This window comes from Citreimonas sp. (assembly GCF_042096055.1).
Classification (GTDB): Bacteria; Pseudomonadota; Alphaproteobacteria; order Rhodobacterales; family Rhodobacteraceae; genus Citreimonas.
On record NZ_JBELMH010000017.1, the window covers coordinates 1 to 16,586 of the forward strand.

At 68.2% G+C, this 16,586-nt stretch carries 16 protein-coding genes; 15 read left to right on the forward strand and 1 reads right to left on the reverse strand.

Going from position 1 to position 16,586, the window contains the following annotated elements; genetic code table 11:
• Positions 1-177 precede the first annotated feature (177 nt).
• Positions 178-1,194 (reverse strand): NAD-dependent epimerase/dehydratase family protein, encoded by a 1,017-nt coding sequence (locus ACFDTC_RS06035; protein ID WP_375257977.1) that lies wholly within the window; start codon positions 1,192-1,194, stop codon positions 178-180.
• A gap of 325 nt (positions 1,195-1,519) precedes the next feature.
• On the opposite strand from ACFDTC_RS06035, the gene ACFDTC_RS06040 reads away from it, so the two are divergent.
• The 15 genes from ACFDTC_RS06040 (at position 1,520) to ACFDTC_RS06110 (ending at position 16,481) form a co-directional block, all read left to right on the forward strand.
• The gene (locus ACFDTC_RS06040) at positions 1,520-2,170 is read left to right on the forward strand and encodes a Wzz/FepE/Etk N-terminal domain-containing protein (RefSeq protein WP_375257978.1); all 651 of its coding nucleotides are present in this window, start codon (positions 1,520-1,522) and stop codon (positions 2,168-2,170) included.
• 14 nt (positions 2,171-2,184) lie between these two features.
• Positions 2,185-3,669 (forward strand): polysaccharide biosynthesis tyrosine autokinase, encoded by a 1,485-nt coding sequence (locus ACFDTC_RS06045; protein WP_375257979.1) that lies wholly within the window; start codon positions 2,185-2,187, stop codon positions 3,667-3,669.
• 218 nt (positions 3,670-3,887) lie between these two features.
• On the forward strand, positions 3,888-4,787 hold the full coding sequence (locus tag ACFDTC_RS06050) for a hypothetical protein (RefSeq protein ID WP_375257980.1): 900 nt from the start codon (positions 3,888-3,890) through the stop codon (positions 4,785-4,787).
• Positions 4,784-5,617 (forward strand): sulfotransferase, encoded by an 834-nt coding sequence (locus ACFDTC_RS06055; protein WP_375257981.1) that lies wholly within the window; start codon positions 4,784-4,786, stop codon positions 5,615-5,617. The genes ACFDTC_RS06050 and ACFDTC_RS06055 overlap by 4 nt, the downstream gene beginning before the upstream one ends.
• Positions 5,614-6,897, forward strand: coding sequence for a lipopolysaccharide biosynthesis protein (locus ACFDTC_RS06060; protein WP_375257982.1), 1,284 nt, complete (start codon positions 5,614-5,616; stop codon positions 6,895-6,897). The genes ACFDTC_RS06055 and ACFDTC_RS06060 overlap by 4 nt, the downstream gene beginning before the upstream one ends.
• A 1-nt stretch (position 6,898) precedes the next feature.
• On the forward strand, positions 6,899-7,867 hold the full coding sequence (locus ACFDTC_RS06065) for a sulfotransferase domain-containing protein (protein ID WP_375257983.1): 969 nt from the start codon (positions 6,899-6,901) through the stop codon (positions 7,865-7,867).
• 12 nt (positions 7,868-7,879) lie between these two features.
• A complete protein-coding gene (locus ACFDTC_RS06070) occupies positions 7,880-8,563 on the forward strand; it encodes a hypothetical protein (RefSeq protein ID WP_375257984.1) in 684 nt (227 codons plus the stop codon).
• A gap of 29 nt (positions 8,564-8,592) precedes the next feature.
• The gene (locus ACFDTC_RS06075; protein WP_375257985.1) at positions 8,593-9,573 is read left to right on the forward strand and encodes a glycosyltransferase; all 981 of its coding nucleotides are present in this window, start codon (positions 8,593-8,595) and stop codon (positions 9,571-9,573) included.
• Complete coding sequence (locus ACFDTC_RS06080) at positions 9,570-10,808, forward strand: glycosyltransferase (protein WP_375257986.1); 1,239 nt, start codon at positions 9,570-9,572, stop codon at positions 10,806-10,808. The genes ACFDTC_RS06075 and ACFDTC_RS06080 overlap by 4 nt, the downstream gene beginning before the upstream one ends.
• A complete protein-coding gene (locus ACFDTC_RS06085; RefSeq protein WP_375257987.1) occupies positions 10,805-12,082 on the forward strand; it encodes a hypothetical protein in 1,278 nt (425 codons plus the stop codon). The genes ACFDTC_RS06080 and ACFDTC_RS06085 overlap by 4 nt, the downstream gene beginning before the upstream one ends.
• Positions 12,079-12,672, forward strand: coding sequence for an acyltransferase (locus ACFDTC_RS06090; protein WP_375257988.1), 594 nt, complete (start codon positions 12,079-12,081; stop codon positions 12,670-12,672). The genes ACFDTC_RS06085 and ACFDTC_RS06090 overlap by 4 nt, the downstream gene beginning before the upstream one ends.
• Entirely contained in the window at positions 12,669-13,895 is a 1,227-nt protein-coding gene (locus tag ACFDTC_RS06095; protein ID WP_375257989.1) for a glycosyltransferase, read from the forward strand. Before ACFDTC_RS06090 ends, ACFDTC_RS06095 begins: the two co-directional genes overlap by 4 nt.
• Positions 13,892-14,752, forward strand: a complete 861-nt coding sequence (locus ACFDTC_RS06100) for a sulfotransferase domain-containing protein (RefSeq protein ID WP_375257990.1) — start codon at positions 13,892-13,894, stop codon at positions 14,750-14,752. Before ACFDTC_RS06095 ends, ACFDTC_RS06100 begins: the two co-directional genes overlap by 4 nt.
• Positions 14,749-15,921 carry a glycosyltransferase gene (locus ACFDTC_RS06105; RefSeq protein WP_375258021.1) on the forward strand — a complete coding sequence of 391 codons (1,173 nt, stop codon included), beginning with the start codon at positions 14,749-14,751 and terminating at the stop codon, positions 15,919-15,921. Before ACFDTC_RS06100 ends, ACFDTC_RS06105 begins: the two co-directional genes overlap by 4 nt.
• Positions 15,918-16,481 carry an acetyltransferase gene (locus ACFDTC_RS06110; RefSeq protein ID WP_375257991.1) on the forward strand — a complete coding sequence of 188 codons (564 nt, stop codon included), beginning with the start codon at positions 15,918-15,920 and terminating at the stop codon, positions 16,479-16,481. Before ACFDTC_RS06105 ends, ACFDTC_RS06110 begins: the two co-directional genes overlap by 4 nt.
• The last annotated feature ends 105 nt before the right edge of the window (positions 16,482-16,586 follow it).

Genomic DNA, 16,586 nt, shown 5'->3' on the forward strand with positions numbered 1-16,586 from the left:
TGATCAGGCAGAGACCCGCAAGGTCCGTGGGCTCGATCTGCATGTCCGCCGCCTTCTTCCGTCCTTCACGCGCCCGTCGCCCGCGTCCCCGTGCCGATCCAAGCCGGTCGCACACGCGGCGTCAACGGCCGCGCACACGCCGCGGCGCAGGTGTCGCCGCGCGGTCACGAGCGCCGCTTAAGCCACGTCGTAGTAGTCGCGGTACCATTCGACGAAGCGGCGGACGCCATCGCGCATGTCGGTCTGCGGCCGGTAGCCGGTCAGACGTTCGAGCAGAGACGCCTCGGCCCAGGTGGCAGGCACGTCGCCGGGCTGCATGTCCATGAAGTTGCGGGTGACCGGCACGCCCAGCGCCTCTTCGACCGCGTCGACGAAATCCAGCAGGCGTTCGGATTTGGAGTTGCCGATGTTGACCACCCGGAACGGCGCTACGGGCGACAGGCTGTCGCCCTCCTCGATCGACTCGGGGCCGTCGGGCCGCACCGGTGCCGCGTCGATTAGCAGCCGGATCGCGCGCACGAGATCGTCGACGTAGGTGAAGTCGCGGTACATCTCGCCGTGGTTGTAGACGTCGATGGGCCGGCCGTTCAGCGTCGCCTCGACGAACTTGAACAGCGCCATGTCGGGACGACCCCAGGGACCGTAGACGGTGAAGAACCGGAACATGGTCGTCGGCAGGTCGTAGAGATGGGCGTAGCTGTGGCCCATCGCCTCGGTCGCCTTCTTGGTCGCCGCGTAGATCGTCATCGGCGTGTCGGCCTTGTCGGTCTCGCGGAACGGCATCTCGGTGTTGGCGCCGTAGACCGACGAGGTCGACGCCATCATCAGGTGCCGCACGGAGTGTCGGCGCGCGGCCTCCATCACGTTGAAGGTGCCCATCACGTTGGCGTCGACGTAGGCGCGCGGGTTCTCGAGGCTGTAGCGCACGCCCGCCTGCGCGGCGAGGTGCACGATCACGTCGGGCTCGAACCCGTCGATGGCGGCATCCAGCGCCTCGCGATCCTCGAGCATCGCCTCGGTCGCCGAGAAACCGGGCGTCTGCGACAGCATCGCGTGGCGCCGGGCCTTCAAGCGGACGTCGTAATAATCGGTCATACCGTCGAAGCCCGCCACGGCGTGCCCCTCGTCCAGCAAAAGCCGGGCCAGGTGAAATCCGATGAAGCCTGCGGACCCGGTAATGAAAATGCGTTGCATCAATGCCCCCGGTCAAAGTGATGACGCGCCGCGCCGCGCGCCTCTTTCCGCGGCACCGATAAAGAACCCCGTGCCCGGAGGAAAGGGTGCCGGCACGCGGTTCATTCCGCATTCACCGCTTTTCGCTTTTCGCGCGAACGTTAAATGACAGGAAGTTCGCACCCGCATAAACCAAAGGAGTATTCGGTGCGCAAAATTCACTCTGTCAAGCCGGCCTATATTGTCCAATCCGCGAAACTGTGAAAGGCAAGCTTGGATCCATGGGACCTGAACAACAATGCTCGAGAAAACTTCGGCAACCCGCCTGACACCAGCGCAGCCGAACGTGGAAAGCGACGATGAATTCAACATCGCCGCGTTCCTCGGCGCGCTGTGGCGGGGGAAGTGGATCCTGCTGGTTTGCGCCCTGCTGACCGGCGCGGTCGGCGCCTACAACGCCTATGTGGTCGCGGTGCCCAAGTATCGGGCAACCACGACGCTGGTGTTCCAGAACACCGACAACCAGCTGGTCGATATCGAAAGCGTCGTTTCCGGCGTTCGGACCGATTTCGAAGGCATCAACACCGAGATCGAGGTGATCCGCTCTCGCGGTCTGCTCGAGTCCCTTGTGCGCGAACTGGATCTTCACGAGGACCCCGAGTTCAACCCCGCCCTGCGCCCGCCGCCGCAATATTCCCTCGACACTCTGATCGGCCCCGTCATCGACGCCGCGCGCACCGCGGCATCCGAGCTGGGCCTGCCCATCGCGCCGCCTACGGTGCCGGACAACAACGTGTCCGAGCCAGCCATGAGCGACGAGGCCGCCGCGATCAACCGTGCCGTGAACCAGGTGCGCGCCAGCATCAACGTGAACCTGCAGCGCAACACCTACCTGTTCACCATCCGCGCCACGACCGAAAACCCGCAGAAATCGGCGCTGATCGCGAACACGCTGGCGGAATTGTACATCGCCGACCAGATCGACGTGAAGTCCTGACGATCGAGAACGCGGTGTCTTGGCTGTCAGAGCGGGTGGTCGAGCTCGAGGCCGAGCTGAACGAGCGCGAGAACACGCTGAACGAATTGCGCAGCCAGATCGGCGTGACCGACCAGGCCGCGCTGGAAGCGATGAACCAGCAGCTTCAGAGCATCCGCGACCGCGTGGCTCAGACCCGCGCCGACCTGAGCGTGGCTCAGTCCCGGGTCGAGAGGCTCGAGAACGCCCGCGAGACCGGCGACATTCAGACCATGGCCGAGGCCGCCGGCGACGCGGCCCTCCAGCGGATCCTGGGCGACGACGGGGCCGCCAGCCCCGAGGACAGGGCGCTGTTCGGGGAACGCTACGCGCAGGTGCTGCAACAGGCCCGCGACGCCGCGGACCGCCTGTCGCGCCAGCAGGAGGCGCTGCAATCCTCCTTCTCGCAGCTCGAAGACGAGGCCGAGCAGCGCGCCAGCCGGCTGATCGAGCTGCAACAGCTCGAACGCGACACCGAGGCGACCCGCACCCTATACGAGACCTTCCTGACGCGCCTCAAGGAAACCTCGGTCCAGCGCGGCCTGCAACAGGCCGACAGCCGCATCCTGTCCGAGGCGCTTCCGGGTGGCTACGTCGAGCCGCGCAAGTCGCGCATCATCGTGATGGCGGCGTTGTTCGGCGTTCTCATCGGCTCGGCTTTCGTGCTGTACCGCCAGTTCGTGCACCACGGCGTGCGCAGCACCGAAGAGCTCGAGGAGATCACCGGCCTCGGCGTGATCGGCCAGGCGCCGCGCTTCCCGGTGAAGCGCCGCAACCAGCTGATTGGCTACCTCAACAGCAGCCCGACATCGGCCGGGGTCGAGGCGATCCGCAACATCCGCACGTCTATCATGCTGTCGAACGTCGATCATCCGCCGCAGGTGATCATGCTGTCCTCGGCCGTGCCGGGCGAGGGCAAGACGACCATGTCGGTGTCGCTGGCCCACAACTTCGCCAACCTGGGCAAGCGGGTGATCATCGTCGAGTGCGACCTGCGCCGCCGCACGCTGCTGAACTATTTCGACCTGCCGGGGAACACCTCGGGGATGATCGCGGCGCTGGACGGGCGCAAGTCGCTGGACGACGTCATCGTGAAAGGCGACAAGCTGGCCTTCGACGTGCTGCCGGGCGACCGCTCCAGCGTGAACGCCGCCGACATCCTGGCGTCGCAGAAGTTCAGCGACCTGATCGCGACGCTGCGCGAGCACTACGACATCGTCATCCTCGACACGCCGCCGGTGCTGATCGTGCCGGATGCGCGCGTCGTGGGTCAGCACGCCGACGCCACCGTGCTGGTGGTCAAATGGAACCAGACCAACCGCAAGATGATCCAGGACGCGCTGCGCGCCCTGCGCTCGGGCGACGTTCGGGTGCTGGGCACGGTGCTGTCGCAGATCGATCCGCGCGGGTTGAAGCGATACGGCTATGCCGGGCGGTATGGCGCGTATTCGTACTACGCTAAGCGGTACTACGATACCTGACACAGGCCCGGTCTCGCGGCGCCTCAATAATGGGCAAACGGGCACGGCGACGCTTCATTGCCGACCGGCACTATCGGCGCGCAGCACGATCGGTTTGATTGCGGTTACCGCTTGCGTAAGGTAAGGCCAAGCTGGGCCGAGCCCGGACCTCGTCCGGATGCGAAGTCGTAAAGACCCGGTTTTCAATGGTACACGTGACGCGGCGGGGCAGGTCGATCTTGGTTGGAGTTGCGAAACAGGTTTCGCGCGCGATCCGCACGCCGCTGCAGAAGGGTGCGCTGCACCTGTACGGCGGGGGCGTGCGCGTCGCGTCGGCCTTTCTGCCGCGGTTGCGGCACAATCCCGGCACCCGCTGGCTGTTCGTCGCGTGCCTGCCCAACGGCGGCTCGACGGCGCTGGCGAAGATGCTGGGCAGTTCGCGCTCGGCCGTGCGTCTCACCCCGTCGGGCGAAGGGCAGTGGCTGGTGCCCGCGATGTCCGCCACCGGGCGGCGCTGGGATCCCGACCTGCCGCTGGACTACGCGCAGATCCGCCGCGTCTGGCTGAGCCGCGTGCCCGCCGGCCGGGACTGCGTCGTGGTCGAGAAATCTCCGCCCAACCTGTGCCGCTTCCGTACGCTGACCGCCGCCTTTTCGGAAATGCCGACGCTGGCCCTCGTCATGAGCCGCGACCCGGTCGCCGTCTGCGCCAGCTGGGCCAAGCGCTACGCCCCCTCGACCGTGATCCGCACCTGGCACCCCGAGCTTGCGGGCCAGGGTCTGGAACGCGACGACATCGCCTTTCACGAGGCGCTGGGCCGGATCTGCGGCCGCCGGTTCGAGATGCTGCGCGACGCGGCGGACATTCCCGGCGCCATCGTCACCACCTACGAGGACGTCGCGCGCGACCCCGAAGCGTTGCGTGACAGACTGGCCGACGCCCTGCCGCAACTGTCCGACATCGACCCGCGCGTCAGCCTGGGCGTGAAGGATTACCCCGAGCAGAGCTTTCGCGACATGAACGCCGCGGATATCGCACGACTGTCATCTGATCAGGCTAACGCGATCCGGCGCGGCCTCGCTCCGCATGATGCAGCGCTTCGCCATTTCGGATACACGTCGACGAGCACCCCCGCATGAGCACGCTGCCGAACTTCCTCGTCATCGGGACCGCGAAGGCGGGCACCTCGTCGCTGGCGCGCTACCTCGACCAGCATCCCGAAGTGTGCTTCGCCCGGGTGCAGGAACCCAACTTCTTCGCCTTCGACCACCAGTTCGCCCGGGGCGAGGATTACTACCGCTCGCTCTATTCCCATCACGCGGGCGAGCCGCGCGCCGGCGAAAAGAGCTGGCGCTACTCGTGCAACGCCGTGTACCCGCAGGCCTTCGACCGCATCCGCGAGATGCTGCCCGAGCTGAAACTGATCTACGTGCTGCGCGACCCGGTCGCGCGGGGCATCTCGATGTGGCGCGAACTGCGCGATGCGGGTCAGGACATCGTCGACTCCGATTGCGAGCGCGCGCTGCTGACCGACCCGCTGATCCTCGACAGCATGGCCTATGCCTCGACCTATCGCCGCTTCGCCGACGCCTACGGCGCCGAGAACGTGCTGGTCCTGTTCTTCGAGGACATGGTCCGCGATCAGGACGCGTTCCATGCACGCGCCACCGATTTCCTGGGCATCTCCCGTTTTACCCCCGAGGCGCCGATCCACGAGAACCTGTCGGTGGGCCTGCGCAGCGACGGCAGGATTCTCGAATTCATGCGCCGTGCCGGGCTGGACGGCCTGGCCCGGAAGGTTTTGCCGGACAATCTGCGGGCGTTGGGACGGCAGCATTTCAAGAAGCCCATCGGCAAGGTCGAGCTGTCGCCGCAGACACGCGCGGCGTTCCTCGACAAGGTTCGCCCCGAGGCCGCCGAGGCGCTGGCGCTGGCCGGCAAGCCGGCCGATTTCTGGGCGCTCGAATGAGCTCGCCGCTCAAGCGCATCGTCAAGAACTTCGGCGTCCTGCTGTCGGGGCAGTTTATCGTCACGGGCTTGGGATTCCTAGCGCTGACGCTGAACACCCGCGCGCTGGAGCCCGCCGACCTGGGCCGGCTGTTCCTGGTGCAGGCGACGTGCGAGCTGATCTCGAAGGTGATCGCGTTCCAGAACTGGCAGACCTTCATCAAGCTGGGTGCCGAGGACGAGGCCGGCGAGAACCCGGTCACGCCGCTGTGGGTCTTCGGCGTCACGCTGGACTTCGCGGCCGCCGCCATCGCGGCGGTCATCTCGGGGGTGCTTCTGGCGTTCTTCCCTGGGGTGGTGGGCCTCGACCCGGAAACCGGCCGCTGGGGTCTGGTCTATGCGGCGGCGCTTCTGTTCTCCGGCACCAGCACCTGCATCGGCACGCTGCGGCTTTACGATGCGTTCAGCCAGGTGGTCACGGTCAACAGCGTCCAGGCCGCGCTTCTGCTGGTGAACGCCGCGGTGCTGTTCTGGCTCGACGCGCCGCTTGCGGCGTACCTGGTTGTGATTCCGCTGGTCGTCGCTGTGACCTCGGTCGCGATGATCGTGTTGGGTTGGCGCAAGCTGCGGCAGACGCATCCGGGCGACACCAGGCTTTGGCCCGACGCGGGCCAGCGCCGTCGCTTCCTCAGCTTCGCCTTCGGGGTCAGCGCGTCGGGCAGCCTGACCGCGTTCCGCCAGCGCGGCGAGATGCTGATGGTCGGCGCCATCCTAGACCCGGCCGCCGCAGCGCTGTTCGGCGTGGCCTACCGGATGTCTGCGTTGGTCGCGCGCTTCGCCCAGTCGGCGCGCGTGTCGGTCTACCCCGAGTTCAGCCGCATGGTGGCGTCGGGCGGGTTCTCCGACGCGGCGGCGCTGGCGTTCAAGCTGACGCGCTGGACCGCCGCCGTGGCCGCGATCGCCATGCTGGTCATCGTCTTCGCCGGCGGCGAGATCCTGGCGCTGCTGTTCGGCGAAACGTTCCGCGCGGCCCTGCCGAACCTGGTGCTGCTGGGGCTGGGATCGGCGATCTATGCCTGCATCTTCGCCTTCGGCCCGCTGGTGCAGATCACCTTCGGCAGCTGGCGTTTCTTCGCCTTCACGCTGACCGCCTTCGCGGGCTTCGTCGTGGCGGGCGCCCTGGGGCCGTATCTGTTCGGACAGCCGGCGGCCGGCGCCGGCGCGGCGGTCTACTCGATCATCCTCGCCACCTTGCTGACGGTGCAAATCCGCCGGCACGCAAAGAAACAACAGGACACCTGACATGGCACGGCTGCTGCTTCACCTCGGCTATCCCAAGACCGGCACGACGACGCTTCAGACCAGCGTCTTCGACGTGCTGCACCGCGCGGGCCACATCCGCTACCTCGGGATGGGCGGCTTTCACCGCGACGCTACGCCGCGGCGGCGGACCTTCTTCACCACGCTGAACGAGGCGCTGTATCTCGAATCCGACGCGGCGTTCGCCGAGGCGTTGCCCGGCCTGCGAAAGGCCTATACCGACCTGATCGCCGACCTGCCGGGCGACGGCCCGGTGGTGCTGTCGAACGAGCATTTCCTGCTGTCGAGCTGGTCCAGCCGCCAGCGCGACGCGCGCATCTTCCCGTCGCGCACCGCCCCGCGGCTGGCGCAGGTGTTCGGCGACGAGGCTGTCTCGCTGCTGATCGGCACGCGCGAGACCGCGGCGCTGATGCGGTCGATGTACGTGCAGCGCCGGTCGAACAAGGCGCACGTCAATCATGACCGCATCGAGGGCACGCTTTCGGATTACGTCGATCACGTCTGCGCCCGGCGCGACTTCACCGCCGAGATGTTCGAGTTCGACCAGAACCGCGCGCGCTACCTGGCCGCGTTCGACAACCCGCCGCTGCTGGAAATCGGCCTGGACGAGCTGGCGCGCGATCAGCGCGACACGGTGCTGCGCCTGCTGAGGTTCATGGACCTGCCCGACACCGCCGCCGACGCGCTGAGCTTTCCGCTGGACCACCACAACGTTAAGTCCAAGACCGGCAGCGGCACCGTGGTCGAGAACGTGCCCGCCTTCCTGCGGCCCGTCGCGCGCAGCCGTCTGCTGTCGCCTCTGGCCCGCCGGCTGGCGCGCTCGGGTCCGCTGGGCCGGCTGCGCGACACGCTCATCGCGCCCGAGGAGATCCCGAACCTGAGCCCCGACCAGGCGGACGCAATCCGGAACGCGTTTCCGGCCAACGCCCGCTCCGCCCGCGCCACCGACTGAGGACCGAAGCAGATGGCCCTATACCTGAAGAACGACGCGATCTTCCTGCACATTCCCAAGACCGGCGGCAGCTTCGTCTCGCGCATCCTCTACGACCAAGGGCTGGTCTCCTACCAGATCGGCGGCAAGCATTCGGACGCGTCGCACATCCTGGTGCCGCCGCTGGGCTCGAAGCGGCCCAACCGGCGACCCAAGGAGTGGCTGAAATACGCGCTGGCGGTGCGGCGGCTGCGTCGCAACCCGTCACCGGTGCTGGTGCACGCGGTGCGCAACCCGTATTCATGGTACGAAAGCTGGTTCAAGTACATGAGCGCGCCTGACCGCGCCTGGCGCGACTGGGGCACAACCGGACAACCGCTCGACTACCACCCGAACATGGAGCTGAACGGCATCCGGGGCGACGACTTCAACGCGATGATGGCGGACATGATCGAGAAGCAGCCGGCCTACGTAACGCGGCTCTACTGCCGGTTCGGCAGCTTCGGCAACACCCGCGTGCTGAAGCTCGAGACCATCGCGCAGGACCTGTGCGACCTGCTCGACGACATCGGCGCGGAATACGACCGCGACAAGGTGCTGGAAGAACCGCCATACTGGGTCAGCAAGAAGGCCCCGATCGAGTGGGATCCGAAACTGCGCGCCCGCATAGCCGAGCTGGACCGCGCCGCGTTCGAGATCTACGGCTACACCCCCTGACGCGCGCCGCGCGGCCGAGAAAGAGACCCATGTCCTGGCACTTCGTCATCCCGCCCGCCTTCGCCGAAGAGGTCGCCGCCCTGCCCGACAGGGTGCTGGGGCAGGATTATCCCTACTGGCTGGGCGGCCGGTTCAACTGGGTTGCGCAAAGCTACCTGGTGCTGCGGCAGTACCGCGAGGGCCTGACGCTGGGCATGGCGCCCGAACCGGACCGCATCAACTTTGCCCATTGCATGGGCTGGCGCGCCATGGGCGCCCGGCGCGGCGAATTCCGCATCAGCGTGCGCGCGGACTACCCGCGGCTGTTCGACGTCGATTTCGAGATCCTGCAGAATCCCGCCGTTCCGCTGGGACCCCGGCAGGCCTACCTGCCCTACTGGCCCGTCCCCGGCGTGATCCCGCGCGATCCGTCGCGGCAGGGCTTGAAGGTGCTGGCCTATGCCGGCCGGATCGGGCCGCTGAACCTGGCCGACGATCTCAAGGGGGGGCCGACCGGCCTGCCGCGGGGGCTCGAGTTCCGGATCATCCCGCCCCACCTGTGGCACGACCTGTCGCAGATCGACGCGCTGATCGCGATCCGCACCTTCGACGGCGCGCCCCATGACGCGAAACCGCCCAGCAAGCTGTTCTCGGCCTGGAGGGCGGGCATCCCGCTGATCGCCGGCGGGGACAGCGCGTTCTCGGCGGTAGGAACGCCGGGACACGACTACCTGCGCGTCCGCACCCGGGAGGAATTCACCGACGCGCTGCAGCGCCTGCACGACGACCCGGACTTCTATGCGCGGATCGCCGACAACGGCCATGCCCGCGCCGACGAGGTGAGCCACGAGGCCTTCGCCCGAGACTGGATCGCGGTCTTCGACGACCGGATCGCGCCGCGCTTCGAGGCGTGGAAGCAGGACCGGCTGAAGGGTCTCTACGCGCTGGCCGCGCGCGGGGCGGACCGCGGGCGCGACACGGCCTCGGGCCTGAAGTCGCGGCTGCGTTCCCTGTCGAGACGTCCCACATGAGAGAGCGCGCGATCACCGTCCAGCTCGGCGCCCGCCGGCAATACGCCGTACCGGCCGCATTGGCCTCGGCCGACAGGCTCGAGGCGCTGTACACCGACCTCTGCGCCGGGCGCGGCATCGGGCGGCTGTCGACGCTGATCGGCCGCGTCCCTCCGCTGGCAAGGCGTCTCAACCTCGAGCGGCGGCGCCCGCCGGCCGACGTGCTTGCCCGCACGCGCGTGTTCCCGCGCTGGTTCGTCGACATGCAAAAGGCGTTGCGCAACGCCAAGGACCCGGGCGACCGGACGCGCCGCCTGCGCGCCGCGCAAGAGGCCGCGGCGCGCCGGATGATCCGCGCGGGCTACGGCGACGCGACGCATGTCGTTTCGATGTTCGGCGAGGCGGTGGGGTATCTCGCGGAAGCGAAGAAGCGGGGGCTGGTGACGGTCACCGACATGAACATCGCCCCCAGCACCGAGGCCATCGTCCGCGAAGAGCAGGCGCGCCACCCGGACTGGGAGGCGCCCAAGATCTTCTACGGCCAGAGCTCCGCGGCCGAGGCCGGAGTCGCCCCCGCGATGGACGCGGTGCTGGCGGCGACCGACATCTTCCTGTGTCCGTCCGACTTCGTGCGCCAGGACCTGGTGCAGAATTTCGCCGTCTCGCCCGACCGCGTCCGGCTGATGCCCTACGCAGTCAACCCGAAGTGGTTCGCGCTGACCCCCGCTCCGGTCCGGGGTCGCATCCTGTTCGCCGGCGGCGCCGAGTTGCGAAAGGGAATCCACGTCCTGGCTGAGGCCGCGCGCCTGCTGGCCGAGGCCGGCGCCGATGTCGAGGTGCAGGTTGCCGGAAGTGTGCCCGACGCCATCCGCACCCGCGCCGAGACGCGCCACCTGTCGTTTCTCGACCGGCTCGACGCCGCGCGCATGGCGCAGGCCTTCGCCTCGGCGGACGTGTTCGTGCTGCCGTCGCTCGCGGAAGGGTCGGCCGGCGTGACCTACGAGGCGCTGGGCAGCGGCGTTCCCGTGGTGACCACGTTCGAGGCCGGCTCGATCGTGCGCGACGGGCAGGACGGGCGCATCGTGCCGGCCCGCGACGCGCCCGCGCTGGCGGACGCCCTGCAACAGCTGGTCGAGGACCGCGCGATGCGCGACGCAATGGCCGCGTCGGCGCGGGAGCATGCGCGCGCCCACAGCTGGGCGGCCTTCGCCACACGACTCGAGACGGCGATCTTCGGGCGGGAGGGGCAACCATGATCCTCGTCGTCGCGGTCGCGCTTGCCATCGTCATCCACGGGCTGCAGCGCCCGGCGGGCTATCTGCAGCTGCCCACGCTGATCGGCCTGCTGTGCCTGGGGTGGTTCGTGCCGCAGCTAGCGCAGATCGCCGGGGACACGACGGTGCCCGCATCCGGGCTGAACCGCCTTCTGGCGATGATAACGCTGTCGCTCGGCGCGTTCTGGGCCGGCTGGTACGCGACGCCGTCCACCGTGCGGACGCGCCCGCCGCCGGATTTCTCGCGTCTCGTGCCCGCGGCGGCGATCCTGACGTTCGTCAGCGTCGGCATCAACCTGCTGCTCGAGAGCTACCGGGCCGATATGTCGGGCATCCAGCAATGGAGCGGCCCGATCACCATCATCGCCTTCTTCGCCCAGATCCGCGACATCGCGCTGGCGGTGTCGCTGCTACTGTTCCTGGGGCATCGCACGCGCGTGACGGGCATCCTGCTGCTGTTGAACCTGGCGATCACGGTGCCGGTGGCGTTCACCCTGCTGCGCCGGTCCGAGATGATCGGCCTGGGCGCAGCCACCATCTGCGCGTTCTGGTTCGCGCGGCGCCAGCAGATCAGCATGGTGATCATGATCCCCGCCGCCCTCGCGCTGAGCGTCGTGATCTACGTCATCGGTCCGCTGCGCGGCGCCGCCCGCACCATCGAGATCATGACCGGTCAGCGCCCCAACCTCTTCGATCCCGTTCTTTGGAGCAGCATCGACCTCAACGCGGCGATCGCGAGCAGCGCGCAGAAGGCGCTGGACGTGCGCAACGCGCTGTACCTGATCGACTACCATGCGGAATCCTACGCCTACGGCTTCGGCTCTACGGTGTGGAACGGCCTGATGAAGCTGTACGTGCCGGGCCAGATCTTCGGCTACGAGTTCAAGCAGTCGCTGTATATCGGCGAACGCGGCGGCGCGTACGACGACATCCTGCTGCTGTACGACTTCCGCTTCGCCGAGGGCACGACGGCGACCGGCTTCGGCTCGGCCTTCGCGGATTTCGGCTATCTCGGGGCGCTGAACTTCCTGATCATGGCGGTGGTCCTGAAGCGCATGTTCGCGCGCGCCGAGGCGGGCAGCTTCTGGTCGCAGGTCGCCTACATGTGCTTCCTGCCGCTGGTCATGGTGTCGATGACCCACGGCCACGACCGGTTCTACATCTCGATCCCGTTCCTGGTGACGATCATCCTGCTGTTCCGCGCGATATCGGAACGCCGCTTCGTGTTTCGCAGTTCGCAAAGGGGAATTCGATGAGAACGAGGGGCACCACGCTGGTCCGCGGCTTCCACGCGATCCTGCGCCGGCTCACCATCTCGGCCCGTCTTCTGTACTACCAGGCGACCGTCTTCGCGTGGCACCGCGCGGCGCCCGCCGGAACCAAGGTCTATGGCCGGCTGCGGGTGCCGCACGTGCCCTGCGCCCTGACGATGGGGCGGGGATGCGGCTTTGGCCATGACGTCGTGCTGAGCACCGGGCGCTCCGCGCATATCCGCCTCGGCGACGAGGTCACAATCAACGACGGCTGCCTGCTGATCGCCAGCGAGGCGATCGAGATCGGCGATCGCGTGGCCATCGGCGAATACGTGTCGATCCGCGACCAGCAGCACATCCACGTGCCGGGCAAGGGCGTGCGCAACCAGGGCTTCGACGTGGCGCCGGTGCGGATCGGGTCGAACACCTGGATCGGCCGGGGCGTGTTCATCGGCCCCGGCACGCGTATCGGCGCAGACTGCATCGTCGCGGCCAACAGCGTGGTGCACGGCACGTTCCCCGACGGCGTGCTGATCGCGGGCGCGCCGGCCGTGACGAAGAAATCCCTCGTGGGCGCCGAGGTGGCGTCGTGACGCGCGTCGCGATCCTCTCGCGCCAGGTGACGGCGTATCATCACGCGCGGTTCGACGCCTGCGTCGACCGCTTCGCGAAGGTCGACGTGCTGTCCCTGGCCAACGAGGGCAAGTTCGCCCAGATCCTCGCCCGGGTCGACAGCACGCGGTACGGACTGCACCGCGTCTTCCCCGACCTCGCCACGTACCGCCAGGCAGCCGCGCAGGGGAACGTCTCGACCGAGGTGACGAGAAGGCTAGACGCGCTGGACCCCGACGCCGTGGCGATTCCCGGTTGGGCCTCGCCGGAAAGCTACGCCGCGCTGACCTGGGCGCGGGCCAACCGGCGCGGCATCGTGCTGATGTCCGACAGCCAGGCGCTCGACGCGCGGCGCAATCCGCTGCGCGACTGGATCAAGAGCCGGATCGTCCGCAGTTGCGACGCCGGTCTCACGGCGGGCCGGCGTCATCGTGATTACCTGGCGCAGCTGGGCATGCCGGCCGACAAGGTTCGGCTGGGCTACGACGCCGTCGACAACGACCATTTCCGGCGCGGCGCCGATGCCGCCCGCGCGGACGACGCCGCCACGCGCCAGCGGCTGGGCCTGCCCGCGCGCTACGTTCTGGCCTCGGCCCGCTTCATCGCCAAGAAGAACCTGCTTGCGGTGATCGAGGCCTATGCGCAGGCGGGCCGCAGCCGGCCCGACGACGCGCTGCCGGACCTGCTGGTCGCCGGCGACGGCGAGGATCGACCGGCGCTCGAGTCCGCGATCGCGCGGCTGGGGCTGGTCGATCGCATCCATCTGCCGGGCTTCTTCGACTACGACTCGATGCCCGCGCTCTACGGCCTGGCGCACGGATTCGTGCATGTGCCGCTGACCGAGCAATGGGGCCTCGTCGTGAACGAGGCCGCCGCCGCGGGCCTGCCGATGGTCCTATCTGAGACCTGCGGCGCCGCGACCGAGCTTCTGGAACCTGGCCGCAACGGCTGGATATGCGCTGCCGAAGACGGCGCGGCGCTTGCCTCGGCGCTGGGTGCGATGATTTCCCTGTCTACCGAAGAGGCCGCGCGCATGGGCGACGAAAGCCGCGCGATCGTCGCCGACTGGGGACCGGATCGTTTCGCCGACGAGCTGGCCGCCGCGGTGCGCGTCGCCCAAACCGGCCAGGGCGGCCCGCTTTCGCTGCTGGACCGCCAGATCGTTCGCTACATGAGCCGCAAGGTGATCGAGACCGTCGCATGACCGAGCCCGTCCTGAGCCGCCGCAATGCCGACAAGCCGGTTCTGATCGCGTCGCACCCGCGCTCCGGCACGCATCTGGTGATCGACCTGCTGCGCCGGCAATTTTCCAGCACCCGCAATTGGCGCTGGTGGGGCCTGCCGCTCGATCACCTCTATCTCAACCTCGAGCGGCTGGAATCGCGGAACCGGCATTTTCCCGAGGCGTTGGCCCGCCGGATCGTGAACCGCCCCCGGCGTGCGATCCTGAAGACGCATTTCCAGGCCGATTTCGCCGCAAGCTGGGTCGAAGAGGAATCCCGCGCCCCCGCGCGGCCCTGGCTGGATCTGGTCGACGGGGGGCAGACCTTCTACATCGTGCGCCATCCTCTCGACGTGATGGCGTCTTACCATCAGTTCATGGCGGGCTTCGACGCGGATGTCGCCCGGCTGTCCTTCGCCGACTTCCTGACCAGCCCGCACTGGAGCGGCGAGACCGACAGGCTGGGCTGGTGGCGCGCCCATGTCGAGGGCTGGGAAGCCCGCCCGAGCGTTAAGGTCCTGCGCTACGAGGACATCGTCAAGCGCACCGACGCCACGCTGTCGCGCATCGAAGAGACCCTGGGCGAGAAGCGGACCGGCCGCACGCCGCTTCTGCCCCCGAAGATCACGTCGATCACCCGCACCCGGCTGGACCGGCTGACGCGGCTGTCGCCGGACTCGACCGGCATCGTCGCGGATCGCGAGGCGTTTCCCGCCGCCCGCTGGCAGGAGGTTCTGGACCAAGCCGCTCTCGATGCCGTCGCCACCCGACTGTCGCCGCTGCTCGACCGGTTCGGCTATGGCCTGACCGGGGAAAAGGTGCGGCCGTGGCCGGCGTGACGCGTCCCGTCTGCCACCTGACCGGCGGCCTGACGCGTGCGTCGGGGGGCGTCATAGAGGCGATCGTCGGGATGGCCGGCGGGCTTGAACACGCAGGCCGGAGCGTCGAAGTGGTCGGCTTGGGCCAGCCATCCGACACGCGCGAGTTGCCCGGAACCCTGTCGGCCCGCGCCGTGCCGGCGCTGGGCCTCAAAGGCATGACCCGCGTCACGATTCTGCGCGAGGCGCTGCTGGAGACGGATGCCGATATCGTTCACCAGCACGGGTTGTGGAACCCGACGATGACCTTCGCGGTCCGCGGCTGGAAACGCCGCGCCGGCAGCGACTCGCGTGTCGTGATCTCGCCCCACGGGATGCTTGATCCGTGGGCGCTGACGAACAGCCGCTGGAAGAAACGCGTAGCCCTGGCGGCGTTCGAACGGCGTGCGTTGCAGCAAGCGGATTGCCTGCACGCGCTCAACGACTCGGAACTCGCGTCGATCCGCGCGCTTGGGCTGCGCAATCCCGTGGCCGTCATCCCGAACGGCGTCCACCTGCCCGACCTGGACGCGCCGCAGGCGGCGGCGAACGAGGCGGATCCGCGGCAGGTCCTTCTGTTCCTCGGCCGGCTGCACCGCAAGAAAGGCATTGCCGAGACCATGCAGGCCTGGGCGCGGCTGATCGAGGAAGAGCCGGATATCGCGCGCCAGTGGCGGCTCGTCGTGGCGGGCTGGGACGATGGCGGTCACCTTGGCACGCTGGAAAAGCTGCGCACGACGCTGGGACTGGAGGCGCATGTCGGCTTTCCCGGCCCTGTGTTCGGCGCCGAAAAGGCAGCGCTGCTGGGCAATTGCGGCGCGTTCATCCTCGCCTCGTATTCCGAGGGGTTGCCGATGGCCGTGCTCGAAGCCTGGGCGCACGCCAAGCCGGTCTTCATGACCCGGGCATGCAATCTTCCCGAGGGCTTCGAGGCCGGGGCGGCGATCCAGATCGACACCGATCCAGCCGAAATCGCGCAGGCCCTGCGGAGCCACCTTGGCGGAGCGCAACTGCAGCAAATCGGCCAATCCGGCCGGAAGCTGGTCGAGGCGCGGTTTTCGTGGAACAGCGTGGGCCTGCGGCTGGACGCGGTCTATGCCTGGCTTTCGGGAGAGCGGCCGGATGCGCCCGACGACGTGGAGACCGCATGACGGAACATGACACTGCGAGCGACGAGGACTGGGTCGCCCGGAACCGCTCGGCACGGAAATGGACGCGTCGCGAACTGGCGGGACGCGCGTTGTGGTCGCTTGGGGCGCTGGCGTTCCGCTTCAGCCCGCGCCCTCTCTGGGGATGGCGTCGCTGGCTTCTGCGCCGCTTCGGCGCGCGGGTCGGCGCGCAGGTGCATGTCTTCCCGACCGTGCGCATCGCCATTCCGTGGAACCTCGACCTGCACGATTTCTGTGCCGTCGGCGACGGGGCCATTCTGTATTCGCTGGGCCCGATCACGATCGGCGCGCGCGCGACCGTGTCGCAATACGCGCATCTTTGCGCGGGCAGCCACGACTGGCGCGATCCGACGATGCCCCTGCTGAAGCCTCCGATCAACATCGGGCGCGACGCATGGATCTGCGCCGACGCCTTCGTCGGCCCGGGCGTATCCGTCGGGGACGGCGCCATCCTGGGTGCGCGGGCCGTCGCGACCAGACCGGTGCCCGCGCAGGAAATCCATGCCGGAAACCCGGCTCGCAGGATCGGCCGGCGCGACTAGGGCCGCAGGCAAAGGCCCCGGGATGCATCCCGGGGCCTGCTTGGTCAGGTGGTGATGAACGGATCGGCGCAATTGATCCGGACCGAGACGATCGGGCGCTCGACC

Bases quoted from the DNA above. Each gene is read 5' to 3' on its own strand.
- ACFDTC_RS06055 (WP_375257981.1), top strand. From the start codon at position 4,784: ATGAGCACGCTGCCGAACTTCCTCGTCATCGGGACCGCGAAGGCGGGC.
- ACFDTC_RS06065 (WP_375257983.1), top strand. From the start codon at position 6,899: ATGGCACGGCTGCTGCTTCACCTCGGCTATCCCAAGACCGGCACGACG.
- ACFDTC_RS06090 (WP_375257988.1), top strand. From the start codon at position 12,079: ATGAGAACGAGGGGCACCACGCTGGTCCGCGGCTTCCACGCGATCCTG.
- ACFDTC_RS06080 (WP_375257986.1), top strand. From the start codon at position 9,570: ATGAGAGAGCGCGCGATCACCGTCCAGCTCGGCGCCCGCCGGCAATAC.
- ACFDTC_RS06060 (WP_375257982.1), top strand. From the start codon at position 5,614: ATGAGCTCGCCGCTCAAGCGCATCGTCAAGAACTTCGGCGTCCTGCTG.
- ACFDTC_RS06085 (WP_375257987.1), top strand. From the start codon at position 10,805: ATGATCCTCGTCGTCGCGGTCGCGCTTGCCATCGTCATCCACGGGCTG.
- ACFDTC_RS06075 (WP_375257985.1), top strand. From the start codon at position 8,593: ATGTCCTGGCACTTCGTCATCCCGCCCGCCTTCGCCGAAGAGGTCGCC.
- ACFDTC_RS06035 (WP_375257977.1), bottom strand. From the start codon at position 1,194: ATGCAACGCATTTTCATTACCGGGTCCGCAGGCTTCATCGGATTTCAC.
- ACFDTC_RS06100 (WP_375257990.1), top strand. From the start codon at position 13,892: ATGACCGAGCCCGTCCTGAGCCGCCGCAATGCCGACAAGCCGGTTCTG.
- ACFDTC_RS06110 (WP_375257991.1), top strand. From the start codon at position 15,918: ATGACGGAACATGACACTGCGAGCGACGAGGACTGGGTCGCCCGGAAC.
- ACFDTC_RS06070 (WP_375257984.1), top strand. From the start codon at position 7,880: ATGGCCCTATACCTGAAGAACGACGCGATCTTCCTGCACATTCCCAAG.